The sequence below is a fragment of the Mucilaginibacter pedocola genome, assembly GCF_002013915.1.
Taxonomy (GTDB): Bacteria; Bacteroidota; Bacteroidia; order Sphingobacteriales; family Sphingobacteriaceae; genus Mucilaginibacter; species Mucilaginibacter pedocola.
The window spans coordinates 509842-528575 of sequence record NZ_MBTF01000012.1; the positions used below are offsets into that span (position 1 = coordinate 509842).

An 18734-nucleotide genomic window follows, 5' to 3' on the forward strand; every position below is an offset into this window, starting at 1 on the left:
GTGCCTGCCATTTTTTTACTAATATTAATTTTGATCTTGTTCTGATGACAATTAAGGGCATTATTGGATGTTTACCGAACTACCGGCTTACGGCCGTGTTGCTGGTAATGGCAGCGAATTTTATAAAGCCGCAAATTGCCGCCGGGCAGGCTTACCCCTACAAATTCAGTTACCTCACGGTTGATGAGGGCCTATCGCACACCGATGCCAACGATATTGCACAGGATAAGCAAGGCTATATTTGGGCGGGCACCTACTTCGGGCTCGACAGGTACGACGGCTACTCGGTAAAAAAATACTACAACACCAACACCCCGCTAAACAATGCTTTTAAAAACCGCATTGGCTGCATTTACCCCGATAGCGATGGCAACATATGGATAGGCAGCGAGGGTGGCCTGCAACGCTTTAACACCCGTACAGAAACCTATACCGATATTATTGAGAACGGCAAAGCCAGCACCAGTTTTTTTTGGAAACTATATAAGCCGGCCGGCGATATTATTTATACCTATGCTAACCGCCAGGTTAAAATGTACAGGCTAAGTGGTAATACCATAAAAGAGCTGCCGTTAACGCCGCCCGCGGGGGCGCAGTTTTCGTCGATGGAGGCAGATAGAAATGGTTTGCTGCATATTGCAAGTAGCAAAGGCGTTTATACGCTCGATAGGCAAGGCAGATTCAAAGCACTTAGCATTGCCGGGCTTGGAGGGCGCGACGTAGCACGTGTTTGCTTCGACCGGTTCAATAATATGCTTTTAAGCAGCGGCAACAGCGTATTGCGGATAGATAAAAAACAGGGCAGCAATGGCGTATTGTTAGCAGTAGGCAAAAGTTTCGCTTGCACGGGCTATCAGTCGGTAAGGGATATTTTGTGCGATAGCAAACAGAATTACTGGCTCAATACCGGCTCGGCATTATTTAGGCTGGATAAGGACTTAAATTTTATACAGGCCGAAAAGCCGCACAGTTCGCCTCATGGCCTAAATTCCAACGCATTAAGCAGAGTTTTTATTGACCGTACCGACTGCCTGTGGGTATGCACCTTTGGCGGTGGCATTAATTATTGCGACCTGAACGAAAAGCTTTTTTACACGCTGCAGAAAGATCCTGCGAACTCAAACTCACTCAGCGGCAATCATATCCGCTCGGTATTAGCCGATGGCCATAATGTATGGATAGGTACAACAGCTAACGGGCTTAATAAGTATAACATTAAAACGCAAGCTTTTAGCTACTATAACACCTACAACACCCCGGTAAGGTTAAAAAACGATGTAATTACCGCCCTTGTATTTGATGATGAGCATAATTTATGGATAGGCAGCTCGGCCGGGATAGAGATACTGCGTGCCGATGGTAAAAGCCTGTGGCGTCCGCCCGGTTATGAGAACTTCCCCAATTATGTGATAGACACTTTTGTGAAAGACTACTATGGCAACATTTGGTTTGGCAACCACTCCGATAAATTTGGCGTGATATGGAAAGACGATAAAGGCCGCTACCAGGTAAAATACTATGGCGAAGGCTTTTTTATTTTTGCCGATAAGGATAAACCGCAACTGCTCATCTCCAGCACGCATGGGCTAAAACGGATGATATTTGATAAAACCGGCAATATCACCCAAAGCTTTCAGTATAATGCATCTACAAAGCCAAATGCGCTTAGCAGCAATTACACCTACCCTATTGTAAAACAAAACGATAGCACGTACTGGATAGGCACCATTGGCGGCGGGTTGGATAAGTTCACGCTAAACACGCAAACCAATGCCTACAGCTTTAAAACTTACGCCGATAGCTATGGCGTTTTTAAAGATGTGGAAAGCATGGAGATAGATGATGCTGGCAACATCTGGATGGGCGGCAACGGGCTGGAATGCCTCAATACCGCAACGGGCAAACTCATCAGGTATGATAAGAACGACGGATTGCAGGGCAACAGCTTTAAAGTAGGTTCATCAAGCAAGGGCGATGATGGACGGCTGTTTTTTGGTGGCATAAGCGGGCTAAACTACTTTTACCCGGCCCAAATAAGGGCTAACGCAATTGCAGCCAGCCCCGTGCTTACAGATATCCTCATTAACAATCAAAAGCCCCAATTTGGCGAGGCGGGCACATCGCAAAACACTATCAAAGAAGCTATTGGCTACTGCACCAACCTTACGCTCAATTACCTGCAAAACAATTTCGTCATCTCGTTTTCGTCCATGCATTTTGCCAACCCTCTAAAATGCAAATACCGCTATAAGCTTATCGGTTTTGATAAAGACTGGAAGTATACCGACGGCAAAAACCCTACGGCGGCCTATAACAACCTTGATTATAATAGTTACCAGTTTGTGGTAGAGGGCACCAATAATGATGGCATATGGAGCAAGGCACAAGCACAAACCTCCATTATTATTACCCCGCCCTGGTGGAAATCTGCAGCGGCAAAATTGTTTTATGTGCTGCTCGTGCTTTCGGCTTTGGCGGGTGTATACATTTACCAGGCCAGGTGGTACAGGCTAAAAAGAGAGCTGGCCGTTGGCGCCGTAAACGAAAAGAAACGGGAGGAAATGCACAAACAGCGCGAGGAACTTTACCAGCAGCAACTGATGTTCTTTACCAATGTTTCGCATGAGTTCCGCACACCGCTTACCCTGATATTGGGGCCGCTGGAAAGCCTGATCAGCCAAAATAAGAATACCGCGCTCGATTACTCATACCAATTGATGTACCGCAACGCCAAACGTCTTATCAACCTCATTGGCGAATTGATGAACTTTAAGAAGGTGGCCGATAGCATTATACGCCTGCAAGTGCAGCCGTTGGGCATCAATAAATTTTGTAAAGATTTGGCCTGGGAGTTTCAAAACATGGCGGTAAGCAAACGCATCAGCTTCGAACTGAATGATAATACTGCAAATACCGACGGGCAACCTCTCACCGGCTATTTTGATGTGCAGATACTGGAAAAAATACTCTTCAACCTGCTAAACAACTCGTTTAAATACACCAACACGGGGGGCAGCATCTCCTTCGATCTGTTTTTTGATATGGAACAGTTCAAGCCATCGTTCAACACAGGTTTCGAACTCTTGAACAAGGAATACAGGGCGAAAAAGTACATCTATTTCAGGGTGGCAGATACCGGCATAGGCATCAGCAGCGAATCTATCACCCGCATATTCGACCGCTATTACCGCATCAGCAAAAACCACCTTGGCTCGGGCGTGGGGTTATCCATTGTAAAAAGCCTTACCGAACTGCATAAAGGCGACATTTATGTGTACAGCGATCGCTATAAAGGTACCGAGATCATCATCGGCATCCCCTGGGGCGAAGAAAACTACAGCGATACTGAAAAGAACACCTCTGGGGCTGCAGTAGAAACACAACTGGAGGTGATAGATAATGCCACTTTATTGCCCCTCCCCGAGCCGGAAAACACGGCTGTTAATACCACGCCAAAAACACGCAAACGCATTTTATTGGTAGAGGATAACCAGGAACTGCGCCTGTTTTTAAAGCAAGCCTTCGAAAATTATTACACTATTTATGAAGCCGAAGACGGGCAGCAGGGCCTCGAATTGGCCATAGATAAAGTACCCGACCTGATCATCAGCGATGTAATGATGCCCGGCATGAATGGTATAGAGTTTTGCAAACTGGTTAAAGAGCAGTTTGAAACCTGCCATATACCTTTCGTGATACTATCGGCCAAAGATGCGCTCGATACAAAAATAGAGGGAATGGAATCGGGCGCTGACTACTATTTTGCAAAACCACTTAGCGTTGACCTATTGCTTTTAACCGTTAACAATATCTTTGAACAGGGCGAAAAAATGAAGCAGCGGTACGCAAAAGATTACCTGTCTGAAGCTACCGAATTAGTTCATTCCGAAAAAGATAAAGAGTTTCTGAATAAGTTATTGAAGGTTATTGAGGATAACATACAGGACGTGGACCTTGATGTAGATTTCCTGTGCGACCATTTATACATCAGCCGCACAAAACTTTATCAAAAAATAAAAAGCATCTCCGATCAATCGGTAGCAGAGTTCATCCGGACTATCCGCCTCAAAAAAGCCATCCAGATAATGACACATGAAGATGTTGCCATGAACGAAGTTGCCGACAGAATAGGTTTACAAAGCAATTCCAACTTTTCGCGGGCATTTAAAAAAGAATATGGTAAGTCGCCACTGCAATTTATGCGATCGCTGAAAAGAGAATAGAATTGCAATACTTTCCGCTTAAGTTTAGAATATTGAAATAGTAAAAGTTATTCGCCCCTTGCGTTTGGTTTAGGGGCAACCAAAAAGCCATCTGCTCATCAATTATTTTTATGTGTGCTCCTTTTTAAAAAAATACAGAAAAGTGTACTCATCAGAATGCCGGGCATACCGATAGCTTATGAAACTAAAGGCCCCAATAATTGCCACCACAAAACAAAGAAGATAAGCAAGCCGGCAGTGGCAGTAATTAAGCCAAGCGTAAGCAGCCCTCTTTGATACTCGGGTTCGTTTTTAGAATTGTACATGAGTTTGAATAAAAAGGCGGTGCAAAAACACCGCCCTCCTGAAAAAAAACACATTATGAACACGCTGTAAGCTGTTTACTATTGCGGAAACAACTGTACAAGATCAAGGTACTCCAGGAAGAAACTATTGGCATCAGCAGGCTTCTTGTTCATGTACATACTTTGCACTTTACCCGGAGAAACGCCGTCATACGGAAGCTCCATATTAATGGTACTGTAATCCCTGTTTTTGTTTACGTAGTACTCTTTAGTTTGTGCGTCTCTCACCACTACAATGGGGTACAGGTCGGTACCGCTTTGTTGTGGTGTTGCAACAGGTACCGGCATTTTTACGTAAGGTGTCCATTCCCCGGGCTTAACATTTTGTGCCAGTGGCAAAACGGTAGTATTTACAACCACTATCGGGTCGGGCTTGGTGCTATCGTAGTAATATTCAAGCACCTCAATGTTTATGTCTACAAGGCCAGCGCCTCCTTTTTTATCTACATAAAAATTAGCCGTATAATCATCCCCTTGCGGCGCCGGGTAAGTGTACCCATTACTAAACTGCAACCCGTTGAAATAAAATTTGGGCACCACGTTTTCTTCATCCTTGATGCTGAACTTCTGCCTGTAAACAGTTTCACCTGTACTCTTTTTCCGCAGCTCCATATTTACTTCGTCTGTCACAAAGGCCATTTGATTTTGGTTATACGTTACCCTTACCTGCCCGTAATAGTCGCGCATTTTAACACCATCAAAGTATTGTTCAAGCGTATCGCCCAACACAAACCCACTGATGCTGAAGTTTTTGTTGATGGCTTTTATAGTTGGCGTAATGTGTACACCATCCTTTTGGCAGCTATACAATAGTAATATGGGTAATATTGCTGCCAGGTAAATTATTTTATATGTTTTTATCATGATATGCATGCGTTAAAAGTTATAGGATAAAGAAAGGCTGAATGTGCGGCCAACGTAGCGGGTAGCTGTTTGCCTGTCGCCCACCAGCCTGTTGGTGGCGGGGTCTATGTACCCTTCTTCAAACTTTTCCGAGAAACCAAATTTGTAGGCATATTTATCGTTCCACTCCAGGTTTAGTTTGCCTTCGTTCCCGGGCTTCAACTCATAGGTTGTTGGGTCGTTAATGAAGTAGCGGAAAGGCGCATCGAGCAGGTTACTCATATTCAATTTCGCTTCCATTTTGCTTTTTAGGAACCTGTAACTTACCTGGGCATCCATTTGCGTGCGGGGCCTCTCGTATTCAACAAACAAGGGCTCTATCCCTGTGATAAAGGTTTTGTTGCCTGCATGGTTCAGCGTAATGTTCACGCCAAGTTTTTTGCCGGCGTATTGTATGCCGGCATTGTACAATAACGGCACCTGGCCGTATAGGGCGCGTGGGTATTTCAGGTATTTATAATACACGGTATCGGCACCCGCGGCTGTTTTTTCGTACTGTAATTCGCGCGCCCTCACCTGCGAATTTTGCAGGGTAAGGTTACCGCTTACATACACATCCTTTAAAAAAGGAAGCCCGCTATATACAAAACCTAAACTTTTACGAAGCTGAAACTCCCAGCCTTTTACCTTGGCCCAATCAGAATTAGAGATGGTAATGTACCCTCTGCCATTGTTTTCGTTATCTATCCGGTAAAACTCGGCAGGCTTATCAAAATATTTATAAAAGTAAGCTACCGACAATAACTCACCGGCACCCGGAAACAGCTCTATTTTGGCGTCGATATTATCAATAAGAGTGCTGCTAACGCCCTGGCTCCTTACCAACGAGCCGTAGTTGGGGTTGAAACGCGAGAACCTCGAATTTTCCATCATGCCGGGGCGCACAGCAGCTTTTGCATAAGAAGCACGCACATTAACATCCTTAACCGGCGAGTAAGTAATATTTGCCGATGGCAGGAAATACCAATCCTTCTTTTCTGCAAAAAATATCCTGCTGTTTTTGTCTCTCAGCAAACTGGCTGAGTTTTTTATAGTATCCAGTTTAAAATATTCGGCCCTGCCGCCCCATACTATGCGCAGCCCCGGCAGCAGCTTATGATCTAACATAATAAATGCGCCGCCGTTTATGCTTTTAGCCTCAAACTGGTTGGAGGTATAATCCTGCTTAAAATAGAACAAACTATGCCCCGGGTCTTCCATACCCATATAGTTGCCCCACTCTTGTACCGGGATGGTTTCTATAGGCACGGTAGAATTTGGGCCTTTGGCTATAGGCAATATTTGCCAATCGTAAAAAGCATGCTTTTTTAAATAGTTGGCCCCGGTTTTAAAGGTGTGCCTGGTTTCGCCGAGTTTAAAGTCATAGGCAGTGCTAAACACGGCATCTATATTTTTTTCTTTATAAATGTACTCGTCGCGGTGCAATGGGCCAGATCCTGGGTCGCTTATGGTACCGGTATTATAAGTATAAAGTACCGTGTTCGAAATTTCTTTGGATGTTTGCGAGGCCGACACGGCATCCCTTTCTATCGAATTTAAAGCGGTGCGCGCCAGGCCCCATTCAATAGTGAATGAATTTAAACGATGCGTACCGCTTACTTTGTTTTGCAGCAAGTCTATAAATTTAGGCCTGTCATCCTCCTGTATGCTTGGGTATTTCATATCCGCATCATTCTTCGGGCTTTCAAACGTCCACCCGGTGTATCGGCTAAACCGGTTATCAAATATGCGGGTATACAGGTTATACGTGTTTATTTGATGTTTTTCTGTTTTAAAGCCACCGTTTAACAATAACCCTAACGTGGTGTTAAAACCATATATATTACCGGTATTTACGTCAGTAGGATCGTTCGCGCGGGCAGGCTCGTGCGACCAATCGCCCCGGCGCATGTTCGGCACATAATCATTAGTTTGGGTATTACGGTAACTCAACGAGCCTACAAAGCCAAGCTTACGCACTTTATCGGCGCTGAGCGAATACGCCCTTCCTAAACTCAACTGGTAATTTTGCGATGGCAATGATTGAAAAACGCGCGCGCCCAAGCGCTCTGTACCACCAATGCGTTTGTTTTGTTCGCCAACCTGTGCTGCCGTAATTTTATTCTGTTCGTCGGTTTTTGTAGGGTCAAATTGGCCAATCAGGTTCAGCAACCCACTTGGGAAGTGGTTACGGGTGCCATCATCAAAGCCTAAATAATCGTATTTACCGCGCCCGTAGCCTAAAAAATCCTTCCCGGTGGTGCGGCTATTGAACGAGTTACCTACGGTGATAGAAATAAAATCACTTTCGGGAACCGATTTGGTGGTTATCTGGACAAGCCCACCTGCAAAGCCATAAGGCATATCCGGGGTGATTGATTTAGCCACAACAATGTTTTCTACCAGGTTGGTGGGGATAAGGTTAAACTCAAAATCGCGTTCCTGCACATCTGTACTTGGCAACGAGCTTCCGTTTAGCAGCGATACGTTGTAGCGCTCGGCAATACCGCGTATAACTACTTTCCTGTTTTCGTTTGTAGATACGCCTGCTATTCGCTTCAGTGTTTCGCCCACATGCTTATCCGGTGTGGCACCTATCTGGTCGCCAGAGATACCATCCGAAAGGTTTGATGTATTTTTTTGCTGTGCATATAAACCTGCAACAGAAGCCTTTCTGTAACCCGTGGTAACCACTACTTCTTTTAAACCCTTTGCATCGGTTTTAAGGGCAATATCCAACGGCGTACTTTTATTTTCCGTAACCAAAACACCGGTAACCCGTTGGGTTTGGAACGATACGAAACTAACCTCGATGGTATAAGTGCCGGGAGGCAAGCTTAGGGCGTAAGTACCATCAACAGCACTCATAACGCCGCTGCCCGTTTCTATTACCCTAACAGATGCGCCGGGTAATGGCAACCCCTTCTCATCTACAATTTTACCCAAAACACGGCCGGGCTTTGGTGGCACTGCCTTTGCCTCTATAACAATAAATTCGTTAACAAGCTTGTAGCTTAACCGGGTACCGGCCAATATCTTTTTCAGCGCATCGGCTACCGATATATCGGGTGTGTTTAATGTTACTTTCTTTTCTTCCTGTGCTAATAGCTGGTTAAAGAGCGTAAACTTTATAGCGCTGTTCTTTTGCAGCTGTAGCAAGCTTTCTTTTACGGTGGCGTTGTTTAGGTTAAGCGCCACTTTAACTTCGTTAAGGTTTTGCCCTTTAACGGTAAAAGCTAAAAGCAGCCCCGCGAAAGTGATTTGTATAACAAGCGCAATAAACGAGCATTTCATCAGGAAACGCCAATTAAATCCGGGTTTACGTTCTTGTTTGGTAGTATTGGGCAGTAATGATATACGTTGACCATGACAAGGGGTTAATATAATTCTGTCAGCAAAACAGGGTTCTGCTGATTTTTGCATAAATTTGAACATTGATGTTTTGTGTCTGTAAAGGCATAATTATGTTAATGCCGCCGGTTTAAAACCTGCGGGTTGATTGCTTTAAGCCTGCGTCGTCGAAAACTTTTGGCTTAAGGTTAATCTGATCAGATCTGCTCCCGGCTTCCGGGAGTGGATTTCTTTTTTTAAGTAAACCTACTTTTGCATATACTCCCTCCGTTACAGGTTTTACTTTTTAGATATGATGATTTGATTTTGGTTGATGCTGTACTTTAAGCCCGTGGCGCCGGTAATAGCATCCAACGCCAGGTTTATTGGCGCTTTACCGTTAACATTCAGGCTTAAACTATAGGCTTTAGGCTTATCGCCCTTAATAATAATTTTTGCATTGTACCACCTTTCCAGGCAAAGGGCTATATCATCAAGCCGGGCATCCGTGAAAGCCAGATTGCCGTCTTTCCAGCCATTTATATCCCCCGTGGCTAATGTTGTTATTCCAGATTGGTGGGTCACTGGGTCCCAGTTCACTTTTTTACCGGGTGTAAGTACGGCTATCGATTTTATTTGATGATTTTGCCCGCGATAACCCACGCTTACTTTACCGGTTGCCACGGCCACTGCAAGCTGTTGGTTAGCAAATGCCTCAATTTTAAAGGATGTTCCCAGTACCTGTGTCTGCGCATTGCCGGTATGCACAATAAACGGGCGTTTGCTCTCGTGCTTCACCTCAAAAAAAGCTTCGCCTTCAAGGTAAATTTCGCGGGTGGCTCCGTTCAGTTGTTCGGGGTAACGCAACTTGCTATCAGGGCCGAGGTAAACAACCGAGCTATCCTGCAACATAATGCGCGTGCGGCTTCCGCGTAAATTATACTTTTCTGCCATGGCAGGTTGCAAGGTTGTTTTACCGGATGGTTGCCTGAGTAGCAAACCAGCACCAATACCGGTAACCAATAATAATATGGCGGCATATTTTAGCCAGCTGTACCTGCGTAAAATAGGAATTGTCGGCTGTGTACCGGCCCGGTTATTAAACCGCTCGTACCAAAGTGCGGAATCGGTGGGCGCGGTTTCTGTACTTTCAAATTCATTCCAATCTTCCAGCAACAGGTTTTCCAGCGCTTGCTTTCCTTCAGGAAGCTGAATATACTTCAACACAAAGGCAAGTTCTTCTGCAGAGCATTGTCCGTTGATGTATTTTTTTAATAAAACTTTAGCTTCTGTGTCCTGCATGCCTGTTGTCTTACTATCTAATACGTAAGCAGCGGTGCATGGTACTAATCAGAAAAGAAATTCTTTTTAAAAAGTGCCCGGGGATGGGTGTCAGAAAATAAAAACGGCAAAGAAAAGCGTGAAAGCAACGTCGGTATGTTCTTTCATGGTTTCTCTTAATACGCCAAGCGTGGCGTTAATATGCTGTTTAACGGTACTTACAGATATATCCATCTCCGCAGCAATTTCTTTATGGCTCATGCCCTCGTGCCTGCTAAGCTCAAACGAGCGTTTGCGTTTAGTACTAAGGCCATTAAGTGTTTCGAGGTAAATATTGTTAAGGTCTTGTTGATGGAGATGATCTTCGTGGCCCGGAACGCTCAAATGATCGAGGTTCAGGCCTTCCATTGTTAAAGTTTGAATGGCGTTCTTCCGCAAATGGTCTACTATGGCGTTCATCACCGAGCGGAACAAATAAGCATTAAGGGAGTTATCCTCGCTCAGGTTATCCTTATGCTGCCATAACCGCAACAGCACATCCATAACCAGTTCCTCCGCCAGTTCGCGGTTATTTAAGCGCTTTAGCGTGTATTGATGAAGTTTATAAAAATAGCGGTTAAACAATACATCAAAAGCACGTTTGCTGCCCTTCTTCCATTGCGCTAAGAGTTGCTGGTCGGTATACTGTTGCAATGGCATATTGTTATATATGAAACATGCCAAAGGTAGCAAGCCCGGGATATAGCCATATTAACAAGCTGTTAAGTTATTCCATATTTAAACATCTAATTTGGAAGGCTCCGGCGGATGGGCACATGGCTGTAGTTTACAGCCACTTATTTAACCTGCGCAGTTAATTTAGAAGGAGCCGACCCAAATTTATTTTTGAAAGCGTACGAAAAGTGCGAGAGGTCTTCAAACCCCACATCCAGGTAAACATCAGAAACCGCGCAGCCTTTTTCTTTGATGAGATAGTAAGCTTCCTGCAAGCGGCGTTGCAAAAGCCAATTGCCGGGAGAGGTATTAAATATCTTTTCAAAATCGCGTTTAAAGGTGGCAAGGCTGCGGCCGGTGAGGTAGGCAAAGCGTTTCATCTGTACGTTAAAATGAAAGTTCTTCTCCATAAAACTCTCCAGGTCTATTTTGCCGGGTTCGCTAAAATCAAAAAGAATATCGGCCAGCGAGGGTTGAACCTGCAACAACAGCAATATGGCCTCGTTTACTTTAAGCTGCTGCAGCTCTTCGCCTACATCTAAATCGTTTTGTACGTAGGGTAGTATCGACTCCATAAAGCTTTTGTAAAGCACATGCGGCCGCAAACTGAGGATGGCAGGCGAGCGCTGATGCACAGCTTGCGGATAACCATGCTGCATAGCAAAATTGCGTAACGATTGCTGATCGAGGTATACCGATACCGATTTAAACACGCCGCCTATTGCCGGGGGCTCCTTTACATATTTCACCAGGTTATTGCGCTTGATCAGCCTCAGGTCACCCTCGTTAAAAACGTTGGTTTGCTGGCCATCAGTAATGGTAAGCCTGCCCGATATTTGTAAACTGAATACATGCTCGGCAACAAATTGCTCGCCTCCCCTGCTGCGCGTGTGATAGCACGAATAAGCGATGTGTGGCCTTTCCCCGGTGGTCATGATTACAAAATTAGTATTTAAACAAAACGGCAGGGCATTTTACCCTGCCGCCCGGTTGCTTTATTTTTTAAGGTTAAGGAAACGTTTGCCGGCTTCCGATTCAAAGAAATTTTCGGCATCATCACTGTCTGTCGACATGCTTACCTCTTCCCATTTCTCCAGTTCGCGCAGCTTAGCAGCTTCCGAATACTTTACAATACCTACAGCCTCGCTGCCCAATAACAAGTGTAGAGGCGGTTCGGTTTGGCCTACTACATCTATCATTACTTTAGCTGCCTTATCGGGGTCGCCAATGGGTTTAAACGAGCCTGATTGGAATAGCTCCATCCGCTTGTTAACGGTATCGTACCCATCTATTGCAGGTGCGTAGGTCATCGAATCGCCAGCCCAATCTGTACGGAAACCGCCCGGTTCTATACAGGTAACTTTAATGTTAAAATCGGCAACTTCTATGGCAAGCCCTTCGCTAAAACCGCTCAGGCCAAATTTTGCCGCCTGGTAAACGGTAACGCCGCCACTGCCTACGCGCCCACCTATTGAACTTATCTGCAAAATGTGGCCCGAGCGTTGTTTACGCATGTAAGGCAATACCGCGCGGGTAATTTCTATAGGCGCATACAAGTTTGTTTCTAACTGGCCGCGTACCTGTTCATCGCTAAAAGCCTCGACCGCCCCGGTAATACCAAAACCGGCATTGTTAACCAAAACATCAATACCGCCAAAATGCGCAACCGCATCTGCTACCGCTTGGTGTACGCCTGCATAATCGGTAACGTCAAGTTGCAAGGGGTATAATGTATCCTTATACTGCTCTCGCAGGCTTTTAAAACTATCAATATTACGTGCAGTTGCGGCTACTTTATCGCCTGTGGCCAATACCGCTTCGGTAAGGCTGCGGCCCAATCCGCGGGACGCGCCTGTTATAAACCATATTTTCGACATAATTACTTTTTTTATGCAAAACTATATGGCTTTAAGCCCCCGCACTTTGTTCACAAGCTCAATTAACTTTGTTTAAAGGCTCATTAATTGCAGAAGCTCGTCCGTACGGCCTTAAAACAAAAAAGGCTGCCTCAAATGAAGCAGCCCCCGAATCAACTATTTCTGTTACCCCTCTTTGATAACAACGTATTTGATATTCTTACGGTCGTAAGTGTAGGTGATATGCACCAGCCCATCCTTAGTTTGGATGATGGCCGGGTAACTGTATTCTTCTTTTGTGCCGTGCTCCAGCTCCATAATGTCTTCCCATTTTTGCCCGTCGGATGATATGGCTACGCGGAGGTTAGCGCGCCCGTTCCACCAGTCTTTCCCGGGTACATCAGGGTTATAAACTATAAGCTGTTTGCCATTCTTCAGGGTAACGGCATCCGTACCCGAGTTGGGGTTAAGCAAAGTAGTCTTAGCTAATGCCGACCACGCCTTGCCATTGTTTTTAGACCATGCCTGCACCACCGTGCCCTGCTTACTGCGGCAAAGTATCTGCAATTTTCGGCCACCGTAGAACAATACGCTGGGTTGTATCACATCAAATTTAGAGGCTGTATCTACCGGGGTAGAAATCCATTTTTTAAAATCAGCATCTGTTTGCTCCATCAGCACCTTCCAATGCCCGTTGGCCAGCTCTACGCTCGATGGGCATAGTATGGTACCATTCTTCAACTGCACAGCCTTGTTTTTAATAGGCCCCAATATGCCATCGGGCAATCGCGTAGCTGCCGACCAGGTAGCGCCCTCGTCGTTAGATGTTTTGTACATCCCCCACCACTCACGCGGGTTAGGGCCAATTTTGTAGAAAAGCACCATCTGCCCGTCTTTCTTTTTCAGCAACACGGGGTTCCAGCAGGGGAATTGGGTACTGTCTTTACCCTTGCCATCGGCCACTTGTACCGGGGCAACTTTACCTTCAGCATTTATTTTGCCTGCCCATATCACCACATCATTCTTTCCCTCCTGCGAGCCGCCAAAACAAGCGAGCAAAAGCTCGCCTGTTTTAGCCTCTACAATGGTTGATGCATGGCAATTTTTAAACGGGGCATCGGCAAACACCAGCCCCTCGTGTAATTTGGTCCATTTGCTTTGCGCAACGGCCTTATAGCTGCCTGCGGCAAGTAGCAAACAAATAACAGTTCTTTTTATCATGTACATTATTCTTAGTAACCGGGGTTTTGTTCGAGCTTGGCACCAAAGTTAGCATCAATTGCCGATTGTGGTATAGGGTACAATTCATGGTAGCTTTTTATGGTTGCCTTTACATCGGCCCTTGTTTGGTATTTGCCTACGCGTTCTACCAGTTTACCAAGGCGGCTTAGCGTTAACCGTCTGCGTTCCTCAGTGATCAGCTCGCGGGCGCGCTCATCTAATATATAGTCGATATTTACAGCTGAAGCATCAACCGGTTTTGCGTTAGAGCGGGCGCGTACGGCGTTAATATCTGCGGCAGCATTGGCCAGGTCGCCTTTGCCAAGGTATGCCTCGGCGCGTAGCAGGTAGGTTTCAGCCAAGCGATATACTACAAAATCCTTCCCGGTACCGCCCGATGTTGCATCGCCGTTCCACGGTTTACCTTCTACCTTGCGCAAGTACGGGTAAACGTTACGCATGGTATCCTCCTGCGTGGTACGTTTTTCTACCTGCTTACCAAAATACGTTGTGCCGGTATTGTTATAGTAAAACGTGCGGCGGATATTGTATTTAGAGTTACGGATATCGTTGTTCCAATCATCGCGGAACAAGTCGAACAAATACCAGGTGGTTGGGCGCGAGTACGCTACACCACGGCCAAGGCTATCGGTAATGGCCATACCGCTTTTACTATCGGGTGCCAACAGGTTCCACAGCGCGGGTGTCCAGCCGCGGATAAGGTTGTTACGGCCTGTAGAGCCGCCACCACCGGTGATGAGGTTCTCAAATTGCCATACGTAGATAGATTCCTGGTTGCCTGTGCTACGGTTTTGATTGCCTTCTAAAAACAAGTCCGAATACACATCGCCGGGTTGGGCTGCATTCACACCAAAGCGTGTGGTCATGAGCCTATACAAACCACTGTTAATTACTGCCGATGCACTGGCTATGGCCTTATCGTATTGCTTAAGGTTGATGTATATCTCGGTAAGCAAATGGTCGGCGGCGCCTTTTACAATATGCCCCTGTTTATCATTAGCAACGGTTGCAGGCAGCCATTGCGATGCAAACTCGGCATCCTGGCGGGCAAAATCGTAGGTTTGCTCACGCGTCGATCTGGTAAAATCCGTTTTAGGGGATTGGTAAGTACGGTCAACAATAGGCACGCCACCATACAATTCAGCAAGCGTATTGTAAGTGTACGCCCGGAAAAAACGGGCCTCGGCTATGTAGGCATTTTGCTCGGCCTCGTTGGCGAACAATGCAGCCGACTCAGGCTTAGAGGCATACTCGATGATCGTGTTGGCCCTTAATACCATTTGCGTGTACGCCCAGTTCCAGTAGCTTGATGTTGCCGATGCTGTTGGTGTAAGGAAGGTGGTGTAATTACGGAAGTTAACGGTTTGCTCCTGCCCTGTTGTGCCCAGGTCGGTACCCAAGTCCATATCGTACCAGCGGCCCAGGTCTTCGCCGTTGAACTCGTCGCGGGCGGCAAAAATGAGGGCGGTGGCGGCGTTATCAAAACCGGTTTTGGTTTTAAAATTCACATCCGAGGAAAGCCTTGCCAAAGCTGTTTCATCCAAAACAGATTTTTTGCAGGCCCCTGCAGCTACTGCTATCAGCAGTGCGGCTGCAAAGATCCTTTTATTAATTCTTTTCATATCGTTTTATCTAACAATGATTTACTGTTTATTAAAAACCCGCATTTACGCCGAACGAAATAGTGCGCACCAGCGGATACATATTGGATTTGATGGTAGCCGCCGAAGTGCCGGGGTTTATCTCAGGGTCCGAGCCCGGGTAGTTGGTGAACGTATGCAGGTTTTTGCCGCTTACATACACCCTCAGGTTGGCCATTTTTAGTTTCTCTACTATGCTTTTTGGTATATTGTAACCCAGTGTTACATCCTGTATCCTTACAAAATTGCGGCTTACGTAGTATTGGTAACCCAATGGGTTGGTGTAAACCAGCGACGGGCGGGTGGTAGATTTGTTCTCTGGTGTCCACCAGCCGGCATCAATCTGGTTAAGCGCACGCCCCGGCGAGTTCTCGCTGATAGACGAGTTGGGATCCAACAGGATGAAAGGCGTTTTCCAGCCCAGCATGGTGTTCACAAAAATGTTCAACGAAAAACCGCCATAGGTGAAGGTGTTACCCAAACCGCCCATAAATTTTGGCAAGCCGCCCGATGCCACTACCGAACGGTCAGATGCGTTGATAACGCCGTCGCCGTTCAAATCTTTAAAGCGGATAAAGCCCGGTTGTGAGCCTGCGGGGATAACATCGCCCTGCTGGTAAATACCATCGAACTGGTAGCCGTAGAACGAAGTGATAGGCTTACCAATGAACCAGTTGTTGGCTACATCGTCGTCTTCTTTACCGTCGTTGTTAACGTCCGAACCGTATAGGTGAACAATCTTATTGGCATTTGCTGATGCGGTAATGTTGGTTGTCCAGGTGAATTTGCGGCCTTTAATGTTTTCGATATTCAGGGCAAGCTCTATACCCTTATTGTTGGTTTCGCCAAGGTTGGTAAGTACACTGGTGAAGCCCGTCATAACAGGTATGGCACGGGTAACCAGCAGGTCTTTGGTTTTGCTGTTATAAAGCTCCAACGTACCGGTAATGCGGTTTTTAAATAAACCGAACTCTAAACCAAGGTTGGTAGTATAAGTGGTTTCCCATTTCAGGTTGTCATTAGCAATATTTGCAGGGAATACACCCAAAGCGGTAACACCCGGGTTGCCATAAACATAGTTGTTGGTGTTTGATAAACTTAACGATTGGTATGGGCTGATAGCCTGGTTACCCACCGAACCATACGAAAGGCGCAATTTTAACGAACTGAGTGTCTCGTTGTTCTTCAGGAATGGTTCATCCGAAATTATCCAGGCTAACGATGCCGATGGGAAGGTTGCGTACTTATTATTTTTGGCAAATACTGAGCTACCATCGCGGCGGGCGGTGAGGGTTAACAGGTAACGCTCTTTAAAGCGGTAATTTAACCTTGCCATTGACGATATACCGTTTACCAATTGCGCGCTTGATGCTATGGTTGGCGTACCGGCAAATTGCAGGCTGTTCCAACCCAGGGCATCACTGGTTAATTGTGCGCCGCTGGCAGTAGTGCTCTCGAAACCGCTGCGGTTACGGCCGTACAACAAGGTAACATCAAAGTAATGATCGGTGCCGATGTATTTGTTGTAGGTCAGGATGTTTTCTATCACGTAATCGTAGCTCTCCTGATTAAATTTGCTGGCCGATTTGGTATTGTTTGCCAAATGCAGATCCTGGCGGGTAGCATTGTAGGTATGATCCCAACGGTAGTTTGGCGAGAAGTTAACACGGTAAGCCAAACCCGGCACCTGCGGAATATTCAAGATGCCATAGAAGTTAGCGAACAGGTTACGTGCGATCTCTTCGTTTTTGGTTAATATGGATGAGCGTATGGGGTTACCCGAAATAGTTTCGGTAGGTACCGAGAACTGCGTAGGCTCGCCATCGGCGTAGCGCCAGGTGCCGTAAGGGCTGCTGTAGTAAAGGCTGTTCAGGTCGGAGGCTATACCCGATAGGTCGCGGTTTACAAAGGTGCTGGCCATACCTATCTTCAGCCAATCGGTAACCGAGGTTTCGATGTTCGAGCGCAGGGTTACACGTTTTTGGTTATCGTTATATAAAATACCTTTCTCGTTGGTGTACGATGCAGAGTTATAGAACGATGTTTTACCCGCCTTTGCAGATACGCTCACATCGGCTGATGAGAATATGGCGTTTTGCGAGGCCTCTTTCCATGGGTCTATCACCTTGCCTGCATCGTAGTTGGCTTTCTCGGCAGTGGTTAAATACTCCGGCGCCGTTTTTATAGCAGGACTGGTAGCTGTAGCTATCTCTTTCTGGTAATCAAGCGTTTTTTCTAAATACCTATCTGCCGATAATAATTTGATAGTATGTGCCGCATCAGATACGCCGGTGTATAAGTTAAACCTGATGATGGGCTTTTCGGTAGTACCTTTTTTAGAAGTAATGAGCAAAACGCCGTTAGCTGCGCGCGAACCGTAAATGGCTGCCGCGCTGGCATCCTTCAAAATGTCTATCGATTCGATATCGTTAGGGTTGATATCGCTCAGGCTACCGTTGAAGAAAACGCCATCAACCACAATAAGCGGGTTGTTATTACCGCCCAGCGAGCGCGCACCACGTACCAAAATGGTACCGTTTTGCCCCGGCCTGCCGTTAGAATTGAACTGCACACCCGGCACACGGCCACGGATAGACTCGGTAACGTTGGTGTTGGGCAAATCGCGCGTTTGCGAAAGGTCTACCTTGGCTACTGAACCGGTTACGTTACGTTTAGATTGTGTACCGTAACCTACTACGACTACCTGGCTAAGCGCGTTGGCACCTTCCAGTAATTTAACATTCACGGTAGTTTGGTCGGTAACGTTCACTTCTTGTGTGGTAAAACCCACAAAAGAGTAAACTACCACAGCAGGCGTGGTAACGGCCAGTGTGTAGTTACCGTTAAGATCGGATATGGTGCCTTTGGTGCTGCCCTTAACCCGTATGCTTACGCCGGGAAGCGTGTTGCCTTTCGAGTCGGTAATGGTACCATGAATTTTAATTTCTGCCGCATGTGTGGCATGGGCCAGGGGGGCGGCATAAGCCCCGGCATTTGTACCGGCCAGCAGCGCGGTAAATGCCAGCAAAACGGCCAACTGCTTTGTAGCCAGTTGCATTTTGCCTCGTTTTAAGGTTTGGGAAAAGGACGTACTCCTTCCGTTACAATAAGATCTCATTCTTTTTGCACATTGAAATTTGGTTAATAAAAGGTTTAATTTTTCAGGCATCCGAGCCTGTGGGATGGCGCGGATGGTAGGTTTACTGTTCGAGTATCGTTTTT

The 18734-nt window shown here is 46.1% G+C and carries 10 protein-coding genes; 1 reads left to right on the top strand and 9 read right to left on the bottom strand.

The window, feature by feature from the left end; translation table 11 throughout:
- Positions 1-44 precede the first annotated feature (44 nt).
- Positions 45-4223 (top strand): hybrid sensor histidine kinase/response regulator transcription factor, encoded by a 4179-nt coding sequence (locus tag BC343_RS14530; protein ID WP_078348510.1) that lies wholly within the window; start codon positions 45-47, stop codon positions 4221-4223.
- Positions 4224-4606: 383 nt separating this feature from the next.
- On the opposite strand, the gene BC343_RS14535 is transcribed toward BC343_RS14530, so the two are convergent.
- The 9 genes from BC343_RS14535 to BC343_RS14575 all read right to left on the bottom strand — a co-directional run bounded on the left by BC343_RS14535 (position 4607) and on the right by BC343_RS14575 (position 18570).
- On the bottom strand, positions 4607-5431 hold the full coding sequence (locus tag BC343_RS14535) for a hypothetical protein (RefSeq protein ID WP_143822185.1): 825 nt from the start codon (positions 5429-5431) through the stop codon (positions 4607-4609).
- A 12-nt stretch (positions 5432-5443) separates the two neighbouring features.
- Positions 5444-8743, bottom strand: a complete 3300-nt coding sequence (locus BC343_RS14540; RefSeq protein WP_162276874.1) for a TonB-dependent receptor — start codon at positions 8741-8743, stop codon at positions 5444-5446.
- Between the two features lie 336 nt (positions 8744-9079).
- The gene (locus BC343_RS14545) at positions 9080-10081 is read right to left on the bottom strand and encodes a FecR family protein (RefSeq protein WP_078348513.1); all 1002 of its coding nucleotides are present in this window, start codon (positions 10079-10081) and stop codon (positions 9080-9082) included.
- A 90-nt stretch (positions 10082-10171) separates the two neighbouring features.
- Positions 10172-10759: an RNA polymerase sigma factor gene (locus tag BC343_RS14550; protein ID WP_078348514.1), complete on the bottom strand. Its 588-nt coding sequence runs from the start codon at positions 10757-10759 to the stop codon at positions 10172-10174.
- A 137-nt stretch (positions 10760-10896) separates the two neighbouring features.
- Positions 10897-11709, bottom strand: a complete 813-nt coding sequence (locus BC343_RS14555) for a helix-turn-helix domain-containing protein (protein ID WP_078348515.1) — start codon at positions 11707-11709, stop codon at positions 10897-10899.
- Positions 11710-11769: 60 nt separating this feature from the next.
- Positions 11770-12651, bottom strand: a complete 882-nt coding sequence (locus BC343_RS14560) for an oxidoreductase (RefSeq protein WP_078348516.1) — start codon at positions 12649-12651, stop codon at positions 11770-11772.
- Between the two features lie 165 nt (positions 12652-12816).
- Positions 12817-13851, bottom strand: a complete 1035-nt coding sequence (locus tag BC343_RS14565) for a sialidase family protein (protein WP_078348517.1) — start codon at positions 13849-13851, stop codon at positions 12817-12819.
- A gap of 11 nt (positions 13852-13862) precedes the next feature.
- Positions 13863-15494 carry a RagB/SusD family nutrient uptake outer membrane protein gene (locus BC343_RS14570; protein ID WP_078348518.1) on the bottom strand — a complete coding sequence of 544 codons (1632 nt, stop codon included), beginning with the start codon at positions 15492-15494 and terminating at the stop codon, positions 13863-13865.
- Between the two features lie 31 nt (positions 15495-15525).
- Positions 15526-18570 (bottom strand): SusC/RagA family TonB-linked outer membrane protein, encoded by a 3045-nt coding sequence (locus BC343_RS14575; RefSeq protein WP_162276875.1) that lies wholly within the window; start codon positions 18568-18570, stop codon positions 15526-15528.
- Between the last annotated feature and the right edge of the window lie 164 nt (positions 18571-18734).